Below are 20,030 nucleotides of genomic sequence, written 5' to 3'. Positions count from 1 at the left end.
GTACATTTAGCGCGGCAAGCCCTTCCAGGTACGTTCCCCTTACAGGAGTCCTAACGCGCTGATTCCACGGTAAAACTACGCAAAAAAAGACGCAGTATCAATTGCTGCGTCTAAATAATATTTCTATGTAACTTTATTTTCTATAATCTGTCCTATAGTTTTTTGGTATTCATAAGTACTAAATAAAAAAGAGGAGAGAGTTTTGGCGGAATTTACTGCTAAAATAGCATGATGCGCGCTTGGTTCGTAAACTCTGGAGTGGGAGTCTCCTACAGCATTTCGCAGTGAGCCTAAACCTTGGACGACACTTGCTAGTCCGGTTATTATTTGTTTTAAAGGAAGAATAATTTCTGGTTTTGAGGAGGCTAGATTTAATAGATTGCGAGCCTCATTGTGAAGTTTTACTAAATCATTCTTGGGGTCCGGATGATTCCCACTGACTTGATATACAATTTCTTTCAGTACTCCTTCAAGTTTCGATCGCATTTCTCAATCTCTTCGTAATTATGCCTGTAAGTTAAATTTTCAGGAGGGTCAAATTCTACAGGAATAAATTGAACCATGACTGATTTACTTTTTAAAATATTTATAAATGGGTTAACGTAGCCTGGATAAAAAGTAACGATTCTGAGTTTTCTCTTATCCCATCGTAAGCATATGTTAAAAATTCGTCTGGGTCCAGACAGCTTTCCAATATATCGGGTACATTGAGCCCGTCCTCATTGCATAACTTTGTGATGATAGATCTACTCTTATCGAAGTCCTCAGTCGAAATTTCATCTAGCCTATCATGATTCCCTACACACTTTTTTAAACCATCCTTAACTCTAGTTAATATCTCGTGTGGATACTCAGCCATTATCTTTCCTCCTTCAGAAAATATAAGCTTTTTAGATATTAGTATCCTCAATGAACTCAATAACATCCTCAATACGACAATCAAGATCCTCGCAGATACGCGAAATTACACTCAATGCTACAAACTCCGTTTGACATCTTAGCAATAGTGGATGGTGAAATGTCGAGCTGTGACGTAGACCAAATTGCGCAGAGATACGCTTCTAATCGGTATAATGAAGGTATCGGTAAGGTAATAGCACTGGGTAGTTCGTGGTCTGTACGATGGATAATACGCTATTTTGCGGGGTTTATAGTCTAACGTTGACTGAACGTAGGACAGAGCGGAGACAATTGCGAGCTGGCAGCGATGAGGTCAGGGGTTCGATCCCCCTAGGCTCCACCAAACTTAAAATCGTCGAAACCCTTGTCTAACAAGGGTTTTTTTGTTGTTGTATAAATCAGAACATACATTAAATAAGTAGAATTTTTGGACTTGGGGAAAGCTTGGGGACGAATATTCTAGATGCAAAAATCGAGGGTTTAAATTCCTGACCGTGGAGTTGTCAAAAAAGTGCAGTTTGAAAACAAGTAGACCCTTCCGGCTGGATATTGTCCAACCGGAAGGGTCTGCATTTATCTGTATACGCTTTCACTTAGCCAGATATTCAACGAACCTTACAAAGATCGTGGCTACTTCGGCGCGGGTGGCGGTAGCTTTGGGAGCAAAAAAGTTGTCCGTCTTGCCTAATACAATGCCGATGCCCTGCAGCGCCTGAACGGCCTCCAATGCCCAGGAGCTGATCTCACTCTGATCCGTGAAGGACATAGAGTTGCTTTCAGGTATCTCATAGCCCTTGTACTTCATGTAATTGTAAAGTATCACCAGCATCTGCTCGCGCGTCATCGGTGAATTGGGGTCAAACAGGTCTGCGTTTGTACCGTTGACTATGCCTTTTTCGGCTGCCCACTCGGCTGCCGCCGTGTACCACTGTCCGTCCGTCACGTCGCTAAAGCGGGAACTCGTGTGGCTGGAGAGGTTTACGTTCTCAAGATTGGCCAGTACCTGCACGAACATTGCACGCGTCATTGCAGTGCCTGGTGAGAACGTCGTGGACGTCGTGCCGTTGAAAAGATCGTAAGTGTAGACGGAATTTATATCGTTGTAGAACCATTCGTCCATGTTGGCATCCGTGAAAGGATTGCCTGATATCACGAGGAAACCCAGTGGGGTGGCGTCATCAAACGCCAGCTCCGTACCCTCACGGATGTTCAGCGATATGCCGTTGTCTAAGCCGACTCTTGCGCCGCTTGGTCCTACCACAACTGCTCCGCCGCTCCGTATCTTCGATCCGCCGTGGAAATACACCTGGTTGCCGTTTGATAGGTTCACATGCGCGTCTTTGCCGCCAATTGTGACCGTACCGTCGCTCGCGATCGTCGAGCCACCCGAAATGGTCACTGTACTGTTGCCGCCGGGTAGTGTCACTTCGGCGCTCTTGTCTGCTGGAATAGTTACCTTCCCGTTTGAGTCTATCGTTGTGCCTTCGGGTACCTTGATCTTCGTCCCGCCTTTGGTCGCAATCTCGCCGCCACCTGGCAGGGTGGTGTTGCCGTTTTTGTCTGTGACCGCGGGTTTATCCTTCGGTGTATTCACTGTGTAGGTCGACTTCGACGTTCCAGCGTCTGTCCCGGTGCCCGTATTGTTCGTGTTGTGTGTATTACCACTGTTGTATGTATTACCGGTGTTGCCCGTATTGCCGCCAGAATCAGGCACAGTGGGAGTCGTCGTCTTCATTGGTGTTGCCGTAGCACTGATCTCCGCGCCGTCGCCCTTCGCGTTCACCGCGATGATGGTGAAGTTGTAGCCTTGGCCGTTTGTCAGATTGTTGAAGGTATATTTGGTCTCCGCCGCATCCAATGCAACCGGTGTTACATTGCCATACCATACCTTGTAGCCCAATATCGCGCTGCCACCATCGTCAGCAGGAGCATTCCAGCTCAATGTGACCTGTCCGTCACCCGCTGTCGTCTTGAAGTCACTCGGAGCACCGGGTACGACCGGTTTTCTCTGCGCGAACATCCAATCAAAGACATCTGTGTAGTTGTTATTCCAAGCTGGCAAGTTAGAGGACTGCGCCGTAGGTGCTATACTCCAAGTTCCCATAGTGATCTGGTTATAAAGAACCGCCGCTTCAACTTCATGCGCTATATAATCAGCCAGAACAGGTGTGTTGGCCGGATTCGGCCTCAGATTCGGCTGATCAAACTGATTGTAGGGCCACGTAAGTGCCTCATTACTCTCAAAGCGCGAAGCCCTCGCGTTGATCATTTTTGGCATATTGTTATTGATAAAGTTATTGAGGTTAGTCTGGTAGCCTCCGACATTATGAGCATTTAAAAACATCCAATAGGCCAGGTTGTTGTGAGCGTCATTGTCCTTAGCGTTCGGTGAACCGCTTACCGGGGCCATAGGTGCGGCGGCAGCGAAGAAGCCAGGGTAGCTGTTAACTAAGTTGTTCGTATACTGGCCGCCCCAGGAGAAGCCTGCTGCGTAAACACGGTTAGGGTCTACTTCGCCGCTGGCAATCAGGGCGTCTATGACCTTCTTAACATTCTCTGTGGAGGGAACAGATACGCCATTATAGGAAATATTCAGAACATGGCTGGCGTACTTATCGGGATTTTGCTCCATCTTTTTCATTAGAGCGACTGAGCCGTTGGCTGATTTCATGGCCGCTTTTTGGTCTGTCGCAGCGCTTGTACCGCCGCGTGACATGCCGTGGGTATAGACATAAAGGGGCAATCCGTTCATCACGTTACCGTCTTCATTCTTGTGAAGGTAGAGCGAACGATTGACCGAATTGTCCGTGAATGTTGTAAATTTATCAAGGATTGGATTCACAACTTTTTCCTGTTCAAAAACCACATTGTGAAGCGGATTCCCTTCTTTCAGTACGATTTGGCCCTTTTGAACAAGAGTGTAGACCTGCTTTGTCGAGTTACTGTTGCCATCCAGCGTTGTACTGCCGCCGCTCTCTGAATAAAACTCAGACTCAACAACGATGTAACGACCGCTCGCCAGTCCGTCCTGATAATCTGGTGAATGGCTTATCGGCCCCACATAGCCGCGTACCTTCGGTTCATCATTAGCATACACTCTTGTGATCTTGCGTGGTCCTTCAAAGGTCACTGCTTCTCCGTTCAGGGTCGTGTTCCTAGCCGATAAGGCAAATAAGTCCGGATTAAGCGCGGAGCCTAACGCTGCCTTCCCCGCGCCTAAATCAATGATAACAGCCGTTGTGTACTCGCCACTGGCGAAGTTGTCATTCCATACGATAAAGGGAAGTATCCCCGCGTCCGGATCGTTTTTGAATGTCACATGAATGGTATGATCAGCCTCAATATTCGTAAAGGTATAAGTGCTAGCAGATAGAGTCACAGTCTCGCCGTCTACCATTACGGTATCCACAATTTTGCCGTAATCGGGGGTAAACGTAATTTCTTTGTCAGAGCCCCGATCTACTCTCAGAACATCGCCGGGTGGGTTCGACATGATTGAGCCGCCCGATCCCGCAGTGGCGGTGATTGAAAATCTGGTGTCCACTTCATTGGCTGAAATGAGCTGCAGGCTGTCTGTAAATGAATCAGAGCTGGTATAAGCCGCGTCCGGAACTCCAAAACAGGAAACGACTTCATAGCGGTCAGCGCCTTTTTCTGTCGAGTTATTGATATAGACCTCAAAGGTAAGCTTCCCCTCCTGTAAGGTCAGAGTTCTTTTTGGTATTCTCATTTCCACGATGTATCCGGTTTCCGTGATCTGGGTCCATGCAGCTCTGCCTGGAGCGGCCTGCCCTGAAAACACGCCCGTCGAGCTGACGCGCCATTGATTCGAGCCTCCGGTTCCGGTACCAACATAAAACTCCAGGCTGTCATACCGGTGATCTGCGCCAGCTCCCTGATATAGATGACTGTCATTCACAACTACGCGGGCATACAGGTAGTCATGATCCCAAAGAATTCTGGCTGTACCCATGGCATGGGGTCTGGGGTCGGTGGGTACCGTGCTTTTGTTGATGTGATGCTCCATGGTTTGGTCCCAGAGGGGATCGTTTGACCCGAGTTCGGGAGTTCCAAAAATGGCGGTGGGTGTTTCATTCGCTTCTGCGTTCTCGATGTTGTCAGTGGCGGCGGCATAACTGGTAGGCATTAGCGACGCCACCATTACCAAGCAACAGAGGAACGCGAGCATTCTGCTAAATCGTTTTGGCATAAATGAAAATCCTCCTTATTTTTCGATCCGGTGCGCCCGCGGCTTACCGCATCGTATTCGGACACGTTGTCCATATGACAAGCGCCCAACTATATATATTATGTTTATCTGGGGTTCAATCCTTTAATTTACACATAAACCATACGTAAACATCTAGAACGGCAGAGATGCCGTTTTATTGTTTTGATAATCTTGTACGCATCTGTGCATGTAGATTGCTTCATATGAATGGTGTTGCAGTCTGCATTCATTTCAAATTGCAATAAAAAAATCCACCTTATTAACAAGAAACTACATTGAATTGGAATGGTGGAAGACGTAATATGAGAAGAAATGTAAGCGCATTCATTTGAGGGTGTTTCTTTAACTCCTTGAACGAGTTGGTCTTGTTCTAAAGCTGGAATAAGGATTACGTGCTTTTGAATATTAAACGAGGGGAAGAATGCTATGCTAAAGCGGATTTCAATCATAATGTTAGCTTTACTATTGACCTTCAGTAACTGTTTGAGTCTTGTTCTGCCATTTAACAATCAAGCTTCAGCGGACCCCATAACACCAAAGATGTTGGCACATTATCCACTGCTTGAGGATGTACAGGATACATCCGGTAATGGCAAACATGGAACGGCTGTAGGCAACATTACGTATGCCGATGGTCTTACTCTACCTGGAGGAACAGATAGTAACACGAACTACGTGCAGCTTCCTACGGGCTTGTTCGATCATCAAGAAAATACAACGATTTCTGTATGGATCAAAAGTAACACGGGAAGCGGGAATTACGCAGCATTATTCTACGGTACGCCAGCAGCTGAAAATAAATTACCAACGAACTATTGGCTGTTTAATCCATCGAATCCAAGTGGTGATTTTAAGTCCGTATTTACGGATCGCAATAATATTGACCAGCCTTGGACGACAGAGGTAGGAGTATCAGGCACTTCTACGTCACAGTACGAAGGTCAATGGGTTCACTATACAACGGTCATTACAGAACGCTCTATTACAGGTTACATTAACGGTGTAAGTATCGGCACGGCCGCCAAAGAGAAAACAACAGCAAGCTTTGGTACGGATTTGCAAGCTTACCTCGGTCGCTCCAATTATCTAGGGGATGCTACTTTTGCAGGTAGCTTTCAAGATTTAAGAATTTACGGAGAGGCACTAAGTAGTGAATATATCGCTGAAGTATATGAACAATCATTTAATGAAAAGCAAGTACAACAAGGCAAATTAGAGCTAACGTTAGGTGATGTATCTGCCGTGACAGAATCTCTTGAACTTCCTTCTGCCAATAAGTATGGCGCATTGATATCATGGACTTCCAGTGATGAAAGTGCGATTAGTCCAACCGGGGAAGTGTTCTTACGAGAAATGGAGCAACAAGTGACGTTAACTGCAACCATTTCTTTAGGTGGAAGCCAGGCAACGAAGGAGTTCGTGGTTACCTTACCACCTAAGGATGACTCTACTCAGCAGATTGCCGTTAAAGGTGTTTCGCTTAATGAATCTACACTTCGTTTATCCGTGGGGGACAGCGAGACATTACTGGCTACGATTTCACCTTCAAATTCAACCAATAAAAGAGTCATCTGGACATCTAGTGACTCTGGTGTAGCAATTGTTAATTCAACGGGGAAAGTAACAGCGGTTAGTGGAGGTACTGCCACCATTACGGTACAGACTGAGGATGGAGAGTATGTAGCTGCATCGGATATTACCGTTCAAGAAAAGTTGCTAAAAGATGATCTGCTTCTTCATTACGACATGAAAACGACTGCAGAAGTAGACGGTCAACTCGTACTAAAGGATGTTGCCAACAAGGAAGTTACATTCGACGGGGTATTTAAAAATCCAAACAATGGACAATTCATTTCAAATAGTGAAGTTGGCTTTATTTCCTTCAATGGTGGAAGCTCTACATCGAACAGTGGATATGTTGAGATTCCTAAGGGCTCCAATGGACTAGATTTATTACAAGGTCTGAATGAAATTACCGTATCTTCCATCGTAAACTGGACGAATGATGGTACGAATCGCTGGATTTTTGGTTTGGGTACGGTGTTAACGCCTGAAACGAACAAATATTTTTTTGTAACCCCACGTCACGGTAGTGGATCAGGCAATATGATTGCTACAGGTATATCTAAAAATGGCTGGCCGAACGAAGCATTAGTTACAGGTAGCGCAAACTCCAACCTGATCGGTGGACAGTGGAAGCATGTAACAGTTTCCTTCTCCGAAGCTAGCAACAAGATGACATTATTCGTGGATGGAGCTAAGGTTGCTTCAGGTAATACGAAGGGACTAAAGCTGTCAGACATTATTAATCCGGATGCTACGTTCTCTGGCTTTATCGGTAAGTCCATCTTCGCCAACGATCCATATCTTCAAGGTAGCATGGCTGATTTCCAAGTATATGATCGTGCGTTGACGGAGCAAGAAATGAGCGAATTATATCAACAAGAAGCAGCAACTCACATCTCCAAAATACGTCAGCTCACTGTTGATGATGCAGCGAATCAACTTGACATCGGTCATTACTTAGACGAGGCAGATCAGAGTGCTGACAAGATAACGAGAAACGTTAATTTACCAACAAGTGGTAAAAATGGCGTAAACATCACTTGGAGTTCTAGTCATCCTACTGTCATTTCTAACAGTGGCGCTGTGCAACGTCCGGCTGTTCAAGCAGGTGATGTTCAAGCAGAGCTTACGGCTACTTTAACGTATCAAGGCGTATCTACAACTGCTGTATTCCCTGTTACGATCTTGAAGCAATTCGATGATCAGCAGAAGGTTGATCTGGACGCTGAACAATTAGAGATCTACAATGCGGACAATGTTAAAGGGAACTTACGTCTTGTCACTACAGGTGAACAAGGCTCCACCATTACATGGACATCCAGCAGGCCGGCGATTGTTAAAGGAACGGCTGAAGCGGCTGGTAACGCTACACAATTAGGCTGGGTGAGCCGTCAAGCTACGGATATACCCGTTACGCTAATGGCTACTATTACGAATGGTACAGCTTCTAAAGAGCTAACGTTTAACGTTACAATTAAAAAAGCAGCTGCGCCAGTAAAGCCCGATGCGTACTTCTTTGCGTACTTTACAGGTGAATATGAGGGCGGTGAAGAGATCTCCTTCGCTACAGCCGAAGATCCATTGTTCTGGAAAGCGCTGAATAATGGAAAGTCGATCCTGCAATCGAATATGGGGGAAAAGGGACTTCGTGATCCATTCGTTATTCGGTCAGCAGAAGGTGATAAGTTCTATATGCTGGCAACCGATTTGAAAATGGGTGAAAGTACAAATTTCGATCAAGCTCAAATGACAGGCAGTCATTACATGATGGTTTGGGAGTCAGAGGATCTCGTGAACTGGAGCGAGCAGCGAATGATCAAGGTGGCTCCTAAAACGGGAGGAAATACGTGGGCGCCAGAAGCGATCTATGATCCGGTAACTGGAGAGTATATTGTATTCTGGGCATCATCGATGAAAAACACAGAGACATATGGTGATTATAACGGAAGACCAGAAGGTCAGTATAATGTGATGTACTACGCAACAACACGAGATTTCTACAACTTTTCAGAGCCAAAGGTCATGATTGATGAGTCACTTCCAACCATTGATACAATGTTTATTGAGCATGATCAGATGTTGTATCGTTTCACCAAATCAGAAGTGAATACGAAAGTGTATGTGGAGAAGGCACCAACGTTCTATTATGACAAGGACGGTATTGCAGCAAATGGCCTTCAATACAACGCTGTTCCAGGGACAGCGGGATAATAAACTTGGCTTGATCGGGAAAAGTGGAAACAACGAAGGACAAACGATATTTAAGGATATTCATGAAGACAAATGGTATCTGTTCCTTGATTCATGGCCATATCATGTACGTTATACAACAGATCTGGACAGTAGCACGCAATATATAAACAATGTGTTAAGTAGTGATCAATATGCACTTCCGCCAGGACCACGACACGGAACGGTGATTCCAATCTCACGTGCGGAGTATGATGCTTTGCAAGAGAAGTATGCATGGAAAGGTCCAGAACCATCAACAGACCCGGTTGTACATTACTCATTTGATGCAAATACAGTGAATGGTACAACGTTGAATGACATTTCTGGTAATGGTCATCACGCAACACTCGTAGGTGGAGCAACGATTAATGAAGAGGATCGCATCGGTAAAACGGGTGGTGCATTAGAGCTTAATGGATCAACAGAATATGTGAAGCTGCCAGATCACTTGATTCAATCCTTGAATCTGGAGAAGGCTACGTTCTCTACATGGGTTCAAATGGACAAAAATCAGGCCAATCAAAGAATATTTGATTTTGCTTCCGAAACAGGCAGACAGGTTAACCGCAACACCATGTACTTGAGTACACAAGGGGATACAGGTAGTCTGGAGTTCGCTGTCGTAACCCCTTTTACAGAGAAATTTAGCAATGACAGCACGAAACTAGGATTAGATTATAAATATGCAGTGAGAAATGCTGGACTATTACCAACGAAGACTTGGCAGCATGTTGCTATTACAATGGATGAATTTGATGCCGTTTTGTACATGAATGGTCAAGAGGTTAAACGCAGCTCGACATTTAACGTGGAACCGAGAATGTTACTGGAAACAACGATGAATTATATTGGTAAATCGAGAAACAGCTCTCATAATCTATTTGATGGTAAACTGGATGATTTCCGTATTTATAATCGTGCATTATCTGTTGAAGAGATTGCAACTTTAGCTAATGATGACGTTACTCCTCCAGTAGAGCAGCCGTCTGGGGCAGAACTCATTCTCCACTACGATATGAATGATATCGATGGTGCGAAGGTTATTGACCAAACAGGAAACTTTAACGGAAAATGGATGAATCCGTCTAAAGCAGAATGGATTAGTACACAAGATGCTGGTGTACTAAGCTTCACTGGTGGCACAACTAACTCTTATGTAGAACTTCCACAAGGAGTTCTCGATGGATTAACGGATATCACCGTTTCATCCATTGTGAACTGGAGCGGTAAAAACGCTGCGGAGTGGTTATATGCATTAGGAAGACCAAACAATAATACGCACTATACGTATTTCACACCACGTTATAACGCTAACGGTCTAGCTCGCCTAGGTATCGCGACGAATGCTTGGAATAACGAGTCTTCAACTTCTACCACGGGCTTAAAGAATAATGAATGGAAAGTAGTTACGACTGTTGTTTCAGGCACGAATGGTACACTAACGCTTTATATCGATGGTGTTGTTGTTGCATCAGGCTCAACGAATGGAATGACACTAGAACAAATTAAAAATACTTCAGGCAGTAGTGGATATATCGGTAAGTCATTCTATACAGCTGATCCATACTTCGGCGGGTTGATTGCAGACTTCCAAATCTATGACGGTGCTATGACTGCGGCAGACATTACATCACTTAAGGCTCATGCAGATCAGAAGATTGCTTTGATGGAGGGCATGCTTGTATCGGCTGCAACAGAGAAATTAACGATTAATGATCTTCTTGCTTCTAATGCATCAAAAGATGCGATTATAAGCAATGTAACGTTGCCAACATCAGGTGCTTATGGCACAACAATAAGCTGGACTTCAGATAAGGGGAATGTCATCTCAACTAAAGGTGCCGTAACCAGACCAGCTAACGCAACGGGCGATCAAGTTGTAACATTAACAGCAGTATTTACAGATGGTACAGAGACAGCTCACAAAACCTTTACGTTGATGGTTAAGGCATTGCCAAGCGATGCCACTTCTGTAAATGAAGCAAAAGCAGCACTAGTCGTTCATAACATTAGTGATGTTAGAGGTCATCTCTCATTACCGGAATCTGGACTGTATGGAACAACGGTTACTTGGGCTTCTGCTCAACCAAACGTCGTTTCAGTGACTGGTGAAGTACAACGTCCGGCGTACGGTAGTGGAGATGTAGACGTGAAGCTTACAGCTACGATTACATTAAATTCAGCATCCACTACAAAGGAATTTATGGCGAAGGTGAAGGAACGGCCTGCTGATGAAAAATATGCGGGATACTTCTTCACATATTTCACTGGAGAAGGTAGCTCAACAGGCGAGCAAGTTCACTTTGCACTAAGTAACGGTAATGATCCATTGAACTGGCGAGAATTGAATAATGGTAAACCTGTATTGACCTCTACCTTAGGGGAGAAGGGAGTACGTGATCCATTCATTGTTCGTTCGCCTGAAGGTGACAAGTTCTACATGATCGCTACCGATCTGAAAATTAACGGCAATGGTAACTGGGGCAGAGCACAGACATGGGGCAGTCGTTCCATTATGGTGTGGGAATCGAATGATCTGGTCAACTGGACAGATCAACGCATGGTAGAGGTTGCACCGGAAGAAGCGGGTAATACATGGGCACCAGAAATTATGTACGACAAAACAACTGGTGAATATATCGTATTCTGGGCTTCAAGAATGTTTGATGATGCATCCCATACAGGCAGTGCATATCAAAAAATGATGTATAGCAAGACAAGAGATTTCTATACGTTTACTGAACCGAAAGTATATTTGGATTATGGATATTCCATCATTGACACAACGATGATTGAGCATGATGGAAAAGTGTATCGTTTTACGAAGGATGAGCAAGACAACGGAACTGCTGCTCCATTTGGCAAGATGGTCTTCCAAGAGGTTGGTAACTCGATCTTGGATCCAGCCTTCAAGATGATTAATCAAGGTGTGGGTAACATGAAATGGGTTGAGGGTCCAACGATCTTCAAATCAAATACAGATGAAAAATGGTATTTATTCGTGGATGAGTTTGGCGGAAGAGGTTATGTTCCATTCGAGACAACCAATCTTGCATCAGGTGTCTGGTCATTATCTTCTAACTACAACTTACCCGCTAGTCCGCGTCACGGAACGGTAATTCCCATTACACAAAGTGAGTATGATGCACTCAGTGGGAAGAACGTACCCGTTAGCGGAATTAGCTTGGACAAAACGACGTTGTCCATCGTAGAAGGTCAATCAGGGCAATTGACAGCTACCGTATTACCAGCTAATGCAACGAAAAAAGCAGTAACCTGGAGCTCTAACAATCCAGCTGTAGCCACTGTAAGTGCGACAGGTCAAGTAACAGCTGTGGCACCAGGAACAGCAAGCATTACAGTAACTACAGTAGATGGTGGGTTATCATCCAGCGCTACGGTAACGGTAACACCATCGGTTGAACCGACTGCACCAGGAGAAGTGACAAGACCAAGTGTAACAGCAGGTAATCAGAAGCTGACTTTGAAATGGAGTAATCCTGCAGACAGCGATCTGGTTGCCATTAAGATTACAGGTCTTGGAAATACAGAGTTTAAGACAGTAACGCTGAATCATGCGACTAGCAGTTATGAAGTCACAGGACTTGCGAATGGTACGCGTTATGAATTCCGCATTACTACGGTAACCGCAGCAGGAAATGAATCCGCAGGGGTTGTGGTATCAGGAACACCACGAGCACCAAGCAGTGGTGATGGAAATGGTGGCGGTAATATCCCTGCACCTACAGTACCGCAAGCTACAGGTGGAAGTGAGCCAGTAGTCATGGACAACGGTCAAATAAACATTAAGCCAATCGCAAGTGAGAACGGTGCTTCTAACGTGAAGTTAAGTGCAGATACAGTGAAGCGTGCGCTTGATCAAACAACAGGCAGTAAGCTACAGGTGCGAGTTGAAGGTGATCAAACCTTGAACGGGCTAACGATTGAGCTGGCAGTAGATGCGCGCTTAACAAATGGATCTTCTACGGTAGATCGCATCGAGATCAACACAGGCTCTGCAGTCGTAACCGTGGCAACCAAACTGCTCGGAACAGGAGCAAGTGCGGGGAAAACGTTAGGATTGTCGATTAAGAAAATAACAGCTAATCAATTGTCAGCTAGTGCACAAGCTCAGCTGAACGGTGAGATCGTATACGATATCGTGTTAACGATTGATGGTAAGAAGCTTACAGCGTTTGATGGCAGAGATGATCTCGTGATTGCATTGCCATACACCCTAAAAGCTGCCGAAAATCCAAACAACGTCATCGTATACGATGTGAAGGACAACGGAGAGCTAAGAGTGGTGACGAACGGTAAATACAATGCAGTGACAGGAAAAGTAGAGTTCAAGCCAACGTATCCAAGCAAGTATACGGTAGCGTATGTTGCAACGAGCTTTAAGGATGTGACCCAAGACTGGGCGAAGGATGCGATCTCGGGATTGGGAGCAAGAGGCATTGTGAAGGGTGTAGGCGACGGCGAGTTTAATCCGAAGGGTCAAGTAACAAGAGCAGAATTCATCACCATGCTGATGAATATGTTGGAGTTATCGGATGAGAGCGCAACGACAAGTTTTAGTGATGTGAAGCAAGGAGAATGGTACCATGGAAATATCGCAACCGCGCAGAAGCTGGGGATTGTGAACGGAAAACCAAATGGAAGATTTGGAGTTCATGAGAACATTACACGAGAAGATATGGCGGTTATGGTATACAAGGCGATCCAAATGAAGCAACTAGCGTTAGCAAGTGGTGAAGCTACAGCCTTCAAGGATGAAGCAAACATCGCAAGTTATGCGAAGCAAGCGGTAGAGGCAATACGAGGAGCAGGCATAATAAACGGTGTAGGTAACGATGAGTTTGCACCAAAGAAGAGTGCTAGCCGTGCAGAAGCAGCAGTGATGATCTATAATTTGTTGGGTTTGATGTAGACACGTTAAGTATAGGGAGTTCTATTGATTCAATCAGATAATAAAGTTGGGCGGAAGAACTTGTTCCGTCCACTTTATTGTCTGTTTAATCAGTGGTTTTTTTTGAAAGCGCTTTAAAATTGCTGTAGACAACAGCCATGTCGGATGATATATTGTTTCTGCAAGAAACAATATTATTTTTTCAAGAAAAATAAAATTAATAAGCGTGTCCATGGTGGGGCGGAGGAAATGAACTCTCGGAGCTTAAGCTTGGACATCACAAAAAGGACGGGGAAAAGATGACTAAAATCGAGACAACAATTCAATCCTTTGACGGCACACAGCTTTATTTCAGCAAGGATACAGTGGAAAATGCCAAAGCCGCTGTCGTTATTGTGCACGGATTAGCGGAACATACCGGTCGCTATGATTATGTGACAGAGAAGCTGAGTCAGCGTGGGTTTAACGTATATCGGTTTGACCATCGCGGTCATGCCAGATCCGAAGGACAGCGTACGTTCTACAGTGATTTTCACCAGATCATAGAGGATGTCAACGTTGTGGTGGAGACTGCGTTGCAAGAGAGCGGCGATCTTCCGCTGTTTGTTATCGGACATAGCATGGGCGGCTTCGCAACCTCGTCTTTTGGAACGAAATATCCAGGCAAGGTTAAAGGTATCGTGTTATCCGGAGCGCTCACTCGTTACAATACAAAAGTTGCGGGAGAATTGCCGATGGATCTGCCTACAGGCACGTTTTTCCCGAATGAGCTGGGCAGCGGCGTATGTAGTGATCCCGCAGTTGTATCCGCTTACGCGAATGACCCACTAGTTGAAAAGCAAATCTCTGTAGATTTGTTTAACAGTCTGGGAAATGGCATAACATGGCTGAAGGAGAACGCTGAGCAGTTTATAGATCCCGTACTTGTTCTGCATGGGGCGAATGACGGGCTGGTCAGCGAAAAGGATTCTCGTGATTTTTACGGAGATATCGCTTCAACCGATAAAACACTCAAAATTTATGCTCATCTGATGCATGAGATATTTAATGAACCAACCCGTGATGACGTTATTGAAGAAGCGATTGCATGGATTGAAAAACGGATCTGATTTCAGTAGAGTAAGAGAGAGAATCTGAATGATGAAAGGGATTATCCATGAAATTAGATTGGATGGGCGACCATCGGGAACTGATTGAGAAAATTATCAAATACGGTAATGCGTACTCGAACACCTATAAGCTGCAGCGAAGTTATGGTACAGACATGATGTTCTCGGCTTCACAGATTCAGACGCTGGAATACATTCTGGAAGCCGAGGACAAAGAAGAGAAGATGTCGGAAATGGCCGCACGCCTGGGCGTAAGCCGCAGTACATTTTCCAAGAACGTGAAGAATCTGACGGAAAAAGGTCTGCTCGAAAAATTTCATTTAAGCGGCAATCGCAAAGACATATACGTCAAACCTTCGACGAAAGGTCGCGAGGTATATGCGAAGTATACCGAATTTGTAAGGGAGCTTTGCTTTGATGAGATTTTCAAGTATGCAGATCAGATTTCAGAAGCGGATAAGCAGAACTTTGTTCGCATCATGGATCTGTTTGCCGACGTGCTCGTCTGGTATGGTGAAAAGGAACAGGAAGCGCGCAAGTTAATCAGAATTGATTCCGATTAGGGCAGCGACTAGTTTCGAGATAAAAGGGATTTTTCTCAGGGCTGTTCTGTGGCCGGAAAGGAAAATTCCTTTTTGCTTGCTCTGAAACACGAACCTTGAAATTAAGGGCACCAGCCCATTCCCTCCGCGAATGTCCGTCATACAGTATAAAGTGCTTGATGCAGCAGAGGCTGTAGGACAATTATTCAGCAGGGAGTGGGACGTGTGAAATCATCAACAAAGCTTACCGGACGGGTTATTTATAAAGGAGATCCGGGATATGAGGCCGCCCGAAAAAACTGGGACCCGCATACGGACAGATTTCCTAAAGTTTTTGTTTTTGCTCAGAAAACAAAAGATGTCTCCAATGCCATCCGATGGGCTCGTGAGAATGATGTGCCGATCAGGCCGCGGAGTGGCAGACATGCGCTTGAAGTCAACCTTTCACAGGTTAACGGCGGAATTGTGATTGATGTGAGTGATCTTAATTCCATCAAGCTTGATAAAAAAAATGGAACGGTTGTTGTTGGAACAGGAAACCGAGTGGGAAGAATTGCGAATACCCTTGCCAAGCAAGGTTTCATAGCTCCTTTTGGTGACAGCCCTACTGTAGGGATCGGTGGAATTACATTAGGTGGGGGAATTGGGCCTCTCCAGCGTACCATCGGTCTCATCAGTGATAACTTGCTTGAGGTAGAGATGGTAGACGCCAAAGGAAAAGTGATTCGGGCCAATAAAAATCATAATGCAGATCTCTTTTGGGCCTCGCGGGGAGGCGGCGGTGGTAACTTCGGAGTATATACCCGCTACAAATTCAAAGTGCGCCGTGCTCCAGCGAAGGCGACTGTATTTAAAATCACCTGGCCATGGGCTCAATTCGAAAAGGTGCTCAAAGTATGGCAGAGGTGGGCTCCCTCTGTTGATACAAGATTGGGCAGCGAGTTATCCATCGGACCCAAAAAGGGTGGCAATGTCGTCATGGAGGGGCTGTTCCTAGGGTCAAAAACAGAGGCACTCCGTCTATTACAGCCGATTACGAGTGTTGGCACACCGTCAAGTTCCATTGTTCGATTGTTACCTTACACGGAAGTTGTGAAGTTTTTATTGCTTCCTGATCCGATTGAAACGCAAAGGTACAGTAACCAGTTCTCATCCGGTTTTGGACAAAAACCATTTCCCGATAAAGCCATCAAATCGATGCGCGCATTTTTGGAGAACTTGGAAGAGGGACCAGGCGGTTTCTATTTCCTCAACTGGGGCGGAGCAGTAAGTCGCAAATCGCCTAGATCAACCGCGTTTTTCTGGCGAAAAGAGAAGTTCTATGTGGAATGGACCAGTACGTGGATCAAACCATCCCATGCCGCTAAAAATATTGCACTCGCTCGTAATACTCGCAAGAAATTGCAACCATACATTGTCGGTTCCTATATCAATGTTCCGGATCAAGGGATCAAAAATTCCGGTTTAGTGTATTATGGAGCCAACTATGCCAGACTGCGGAGAGTCAAAGCCAAGTATGACCCGAAAAATGTGTTTAACAATCCACAAAGTATTACGCCAGCTCGTAGAGCGTAAAGGTAGAGCCATTTATTTTTATCAGCAGCTTGTGTTAATCAGAAGTTGAATTCATCTAAGTACTCATACTAATAACAGTAAAGACACGTCTTTTATGGCGTGTCTTTTTGATTTTTATGGTAGTATAGATGCCAAAACGATATTTGAAACAATACAGTTGCTGTTGGTGATCCTTGAATGGAGGTATGGCTCATGTATGTACCGATCTTATTCACGAAATTATCCATTCCAGTTCAGCGCTCCCATGTAGTCGATCGTCCACGCCTGATTGTCCGTTTGGACAAGGGAATGTACGCCAAACTCATACTGGTCTCTGCTCCTGCCGGATCAGGCAAAACCCTACTAGTTAATCAATGGGTTAAGTCTTCTTCAATACCTACGGCTTGGCTCTCGCTGGAAGAAGCGGATAACGATCTTTCGTGCTTTTTGACATATCTATGTGCTTCGTTACAGACGATTTTCCCCAAACTTGCAGAAGGCATCGTAGGATTTGTTCAAACTTCGGACCCGCCACCTGTTGAGACTATAATTACATATCTCCTGAATGAAATTTCTGATGTATCCGATCATTTTGTGCTTGTTCTGGATGATTATCATCTCATGACTTCAGAAGTTATCAATCAAGCACTTGTCTACTTACTGAGGCACATACCCCCGCATATGCATATCGTCATGACTACGCGTCAGCAACCCAAGTTACCTTTGGCTCGACTGCGGGCAAAGGGGGAATTGATTGAATTACGTGGTAGTGATCTGCGTTTTACTTCTGCCGAAAGCAGTGAGTTTTTGGATCGGGTCATGGGATTGAAACTTTCAGAGGAACATGTTGCTCTCCTTGAAAAGCGAACAGAAGGCTGGGTTGCCGGGTTGCAATTAGCCGCCTTATCCATGCAGGGTTCTTCTGATCCGAATTACTTTATGGAAACGTTCAGTGGCAGGGACCCATTTGTACTGGACTATCTAATGGAAGAAATATTACAAGGTCTAACCGAACAGGTACAGAACTTTTTGTTGAAAACGTGCATGTTGGATCGATTATGCGGTTCATTGTGTGATGCGATCTTTGATATAGGTGAACCAAAGGAACATGAATCCGTTGATTTTACCGGACAGGACATGTTGGAGTGGCTGGAGCAAGCCAATCTTTTCATCGTTCCCCTGGATAATGAGAGGCGATGGTATCGTTACCATCATCTGTTTGCAGATTTATTGCGTAAAAGAGTACACCAGAATTCAAATTACGCCGGCACAGCTGAGACCGATCTGTCTGTTACTGAGATACATAAGCGAGCGAGCTTCTGGTATGAGAAGCATCAAATGGAGCTGGAGGCTTTCAATCATGCTGTAGCTGCGGCAGATACTCATCGGGCATCGGATCTGTTGGAAGGTAAAGGTATGCCACTTCTTTTTCGCGGGGGTGCTGTTCCTGCCTTGCAATGGTTGAATTCACTATCCTCAGCAGAAATGGATTCAATACCTTCCCTATGGGTGATGCATGCGGCTGCGTTATTAGTATCAGGACATATGATAGACGTGGAACCTAAATTGCAGTCTGCTGAACAAGCGTTACAAAATATGGAACCTGAAAAGATCAATTCTGATCTCATCGGACATATCGCTTCCATCCGAGCCACGCTGGCTGTCAGCCGGCACGATGCGGATACGATTATTACGGAGTCACTTCGAGCACTCAAATATTTGCATCCTCATAATCTGCCCATTCGTGCAGCAACAGCTTGGACATTAGGATATGCATATCAGCTTCAGGGAAAACGTGTGGAAGCCGAATTGTCCTACGAGGAATCATTATCGAACAGTACCAGGATCGGACATCATATCATCACGATGATGGCGACACTGGGCGTGGGGAATATGCAGGAATTCAACAATCAGCTACACCTGGCGACTGAAGCCTATCAGCAGGTGGTACATATGGCAGGTAAGCCACCGCTACCCATTGCTTGTGAAGCCCATTTGGGTCTGGCGCGAGTTCATTATGAATGGAATAACCTTGATGTGGCGATGTTGCACGCTCAACAGAGTGTGCAGTTGGCACATCAATTTGTCCAAACGGACAGGGTTGTTGCAAGTGAGTTATGGCTCGCCCGAGTGACGCTTGCGAAGGCGGATCTTCATAAAGCCGCTATCATGTTAGATAGAATCAACGAAACGGCCCAACGGTTAAATTTTACAAAGGCGATCCCTGATATTACTGCTGCATACGTTCTTGTGCTCCTTCGTCAGGGCGATCTGAAAAAAGCAATGCGATTATCATGGGACAGAAATCATGCGCTTAGTCAGGCCAGAGTATTGCTGAAGCAGGGGAACACCTTGAAGGCACGTGGTATTATGGAATCCTGTCTTCGCTTGGCCATAACCAAAGGCTTCAAGGATGAACAGCTCAAGGCAACAATCCTTCTGGCGGCTATCCATGAGGAACATGGAAATAGAACACAAGCTATCGAGTTCCTGACTGAGGCCATGACGATGGCAGAGCCAGCAGGCTTCATTCGTGTATTTGTAGACGAAGGTGTTGTTGTGCACAGCCTTTTGAAGAGGATAACAGCACGCGGTGACTCACATTTATATCTGCTTCAATTACTGGCTGCATTTGATGAAGCTGAGAATATTAGAAGGGAAATTGTTGTGGAAGAGTCCAACATACATCCTTGCGTTTCCAAATTACCGATTGACCCGTTAAGTGCGCGCGAGCTGGAGGTATTACATCTCATTGCACAAGGGAGGTCTAATCGGGAGATTAGTGAGATACTTCATATTGCACTGCCTACCGTGAAAGGACATAACCGGATTATTTTTGACAAAATGCAGGTGAAGCGACGAACCGAAGCAGTGGCAAAAGCGCGTGAATGGAAGCTCCTGTAACTTGTTATTCACGAACGATACTTTAGTATCTAGGGGCCCAACCCACTTCCCGATATACTGTTGGCAAACAGGAATATGTG

At 45.2% G+C, this 20,030-nt stretch carries 9 protein-coding genes; 6 read left to right on the top strand and 3 right to left on the bottom strand.

What is annotated here, in order from left to right; translation table 11 throughout:
- Positions 1–123 precede the first annotated feature (123 nt).
- The 3 genes from QF049_RS13635 to QF049_RS13625 form a co-directional block, all read right to left on the bottom strand.
- The gene (locus QF049_RS13635; RefSeq protein ID WP_307538066.1) at positions 124–486 is read right to left on the bottom strand and encodes an abortive infection family protein; all 363 of its coding nucleotides are present in this window, start codon (positions 484–486) and stop codon (positions 124–126) included.
- Between the two features lie 404 nt (positions 487–890).
- A complete protein-coding gene (locus tag QF049_RS13630; RefSeq protein WP_307543244.1) occupies positions 891–974 on the bottom strand; it encodes a helix-turn-helix domain-containing protein in 84 nt (27 codons plus the stop codon).
- A 515-nt stretch (positions 975–1,489) separates the two neighbouring features.
- Entirely contained in the window at positions 1,490–5,110 is a 3,621-nt protein-coding gene (locus QF049_RS13625; protein ID WP_307538064.1) for an S-layer homology domain-containing protein, read from the bottom strand.
- Positions 5,111–5,581: 471 nt separating this feature from the next.
- On the opposite strand from QF049_RS13625, the gene QF049_RS13620 reads away from it, so the two are divergent.
- The 6 genes from QF049_RS13620 (at position 5,582) to QF049_RS13595 (ending at position 19,950) form a co-directional block, all read left to right on the top strand.
- The gene (locus QF049_RS13620; RefSeq protein ID WP_307538062.1) at positions 5,582–8,908 is read left to right on the top strand and encodes an immunoglobulin-like domain-containing protein; all 3,327 of its coding nucleotides are present in this window, start codon (positions 5,582–5,584) and stop codon (positions 8,906–8,908) included.
- Positions 8,844–13,862, top strand: a complete 5,019-nt coding sequence (locus QF049_RS13615) for an immunoglobulin-like domain-containing protein (protein WP_307538060.1) — start codon at positions 8,844–8,846, stop codon at positions 13,860–13,862. Before QF049_RS13620 ends, QF049_RS13615 begins: the two co-directional genes overlap by 65 nt.
- A 278-nt stretch (positions 13,863–14,140) precedes the next feature.
- A complete protein-coding gene (locus QF049_RS13610) occupies positions 14,141–14,950 on the top strand; it encodes an alpha/beta hydrolase (protein ID WP_307538058.1) in 810 nt (269 codons plus the stop codon).
- Positions 14,951–14,997: 47 nt separating this feature from the next.
- Complete coding sequence (locus QF049_RS13605; RefSeq protein WP_150365545.1) at positions 14,998–15,513, top strand: MarR family winged helix-turn-helix transcriptional regulator; 516 nt, start codon at positions 14,998–15,000, stop codon at positions 15,511–15,513.
- Between the two features lie 204 nt (positions 15,514–15,717).
- Positions 15,718–17,067 (top strand): FAD-binding oxidoreductase, encoded by a 1,350-nt coding sequence (locus tag QF049_RS13600; protein WP_307538056.1) that lies wholly within the window; start codon positions 15,718–15,720, stop codon positions 17,065–17,067.
- 192 nt (positions 17,068–17,259) lie between these two features.
- Complete coding sequence (locus QF049_RS13595) at positions 17,260–19,950, top strand: winged helix-turn-helix domain-containing protein (RefSeq protein WP_307538054.1); 2,691 nt, start codon at positions 17,260–17,262, stop codon at positions 19,948–19,950.
- Positions 19,951–20,030 lie beyond the last annotated feature (80 nt).

The sequence above is a fragment of the Paenibacillus sp. W4I10 genome (assembly GCF_030816325.1).
GTDB classification, from domain to species: Bacteria; Bacillota; Bacilli; order Paenibacillales; family Paenibacillaceae; genus Paenibacillus; species Paenibacillus amylolyticus_B.
This window is presented reverse-complemented; position numbering and strand designations above follow the sequence as displayed.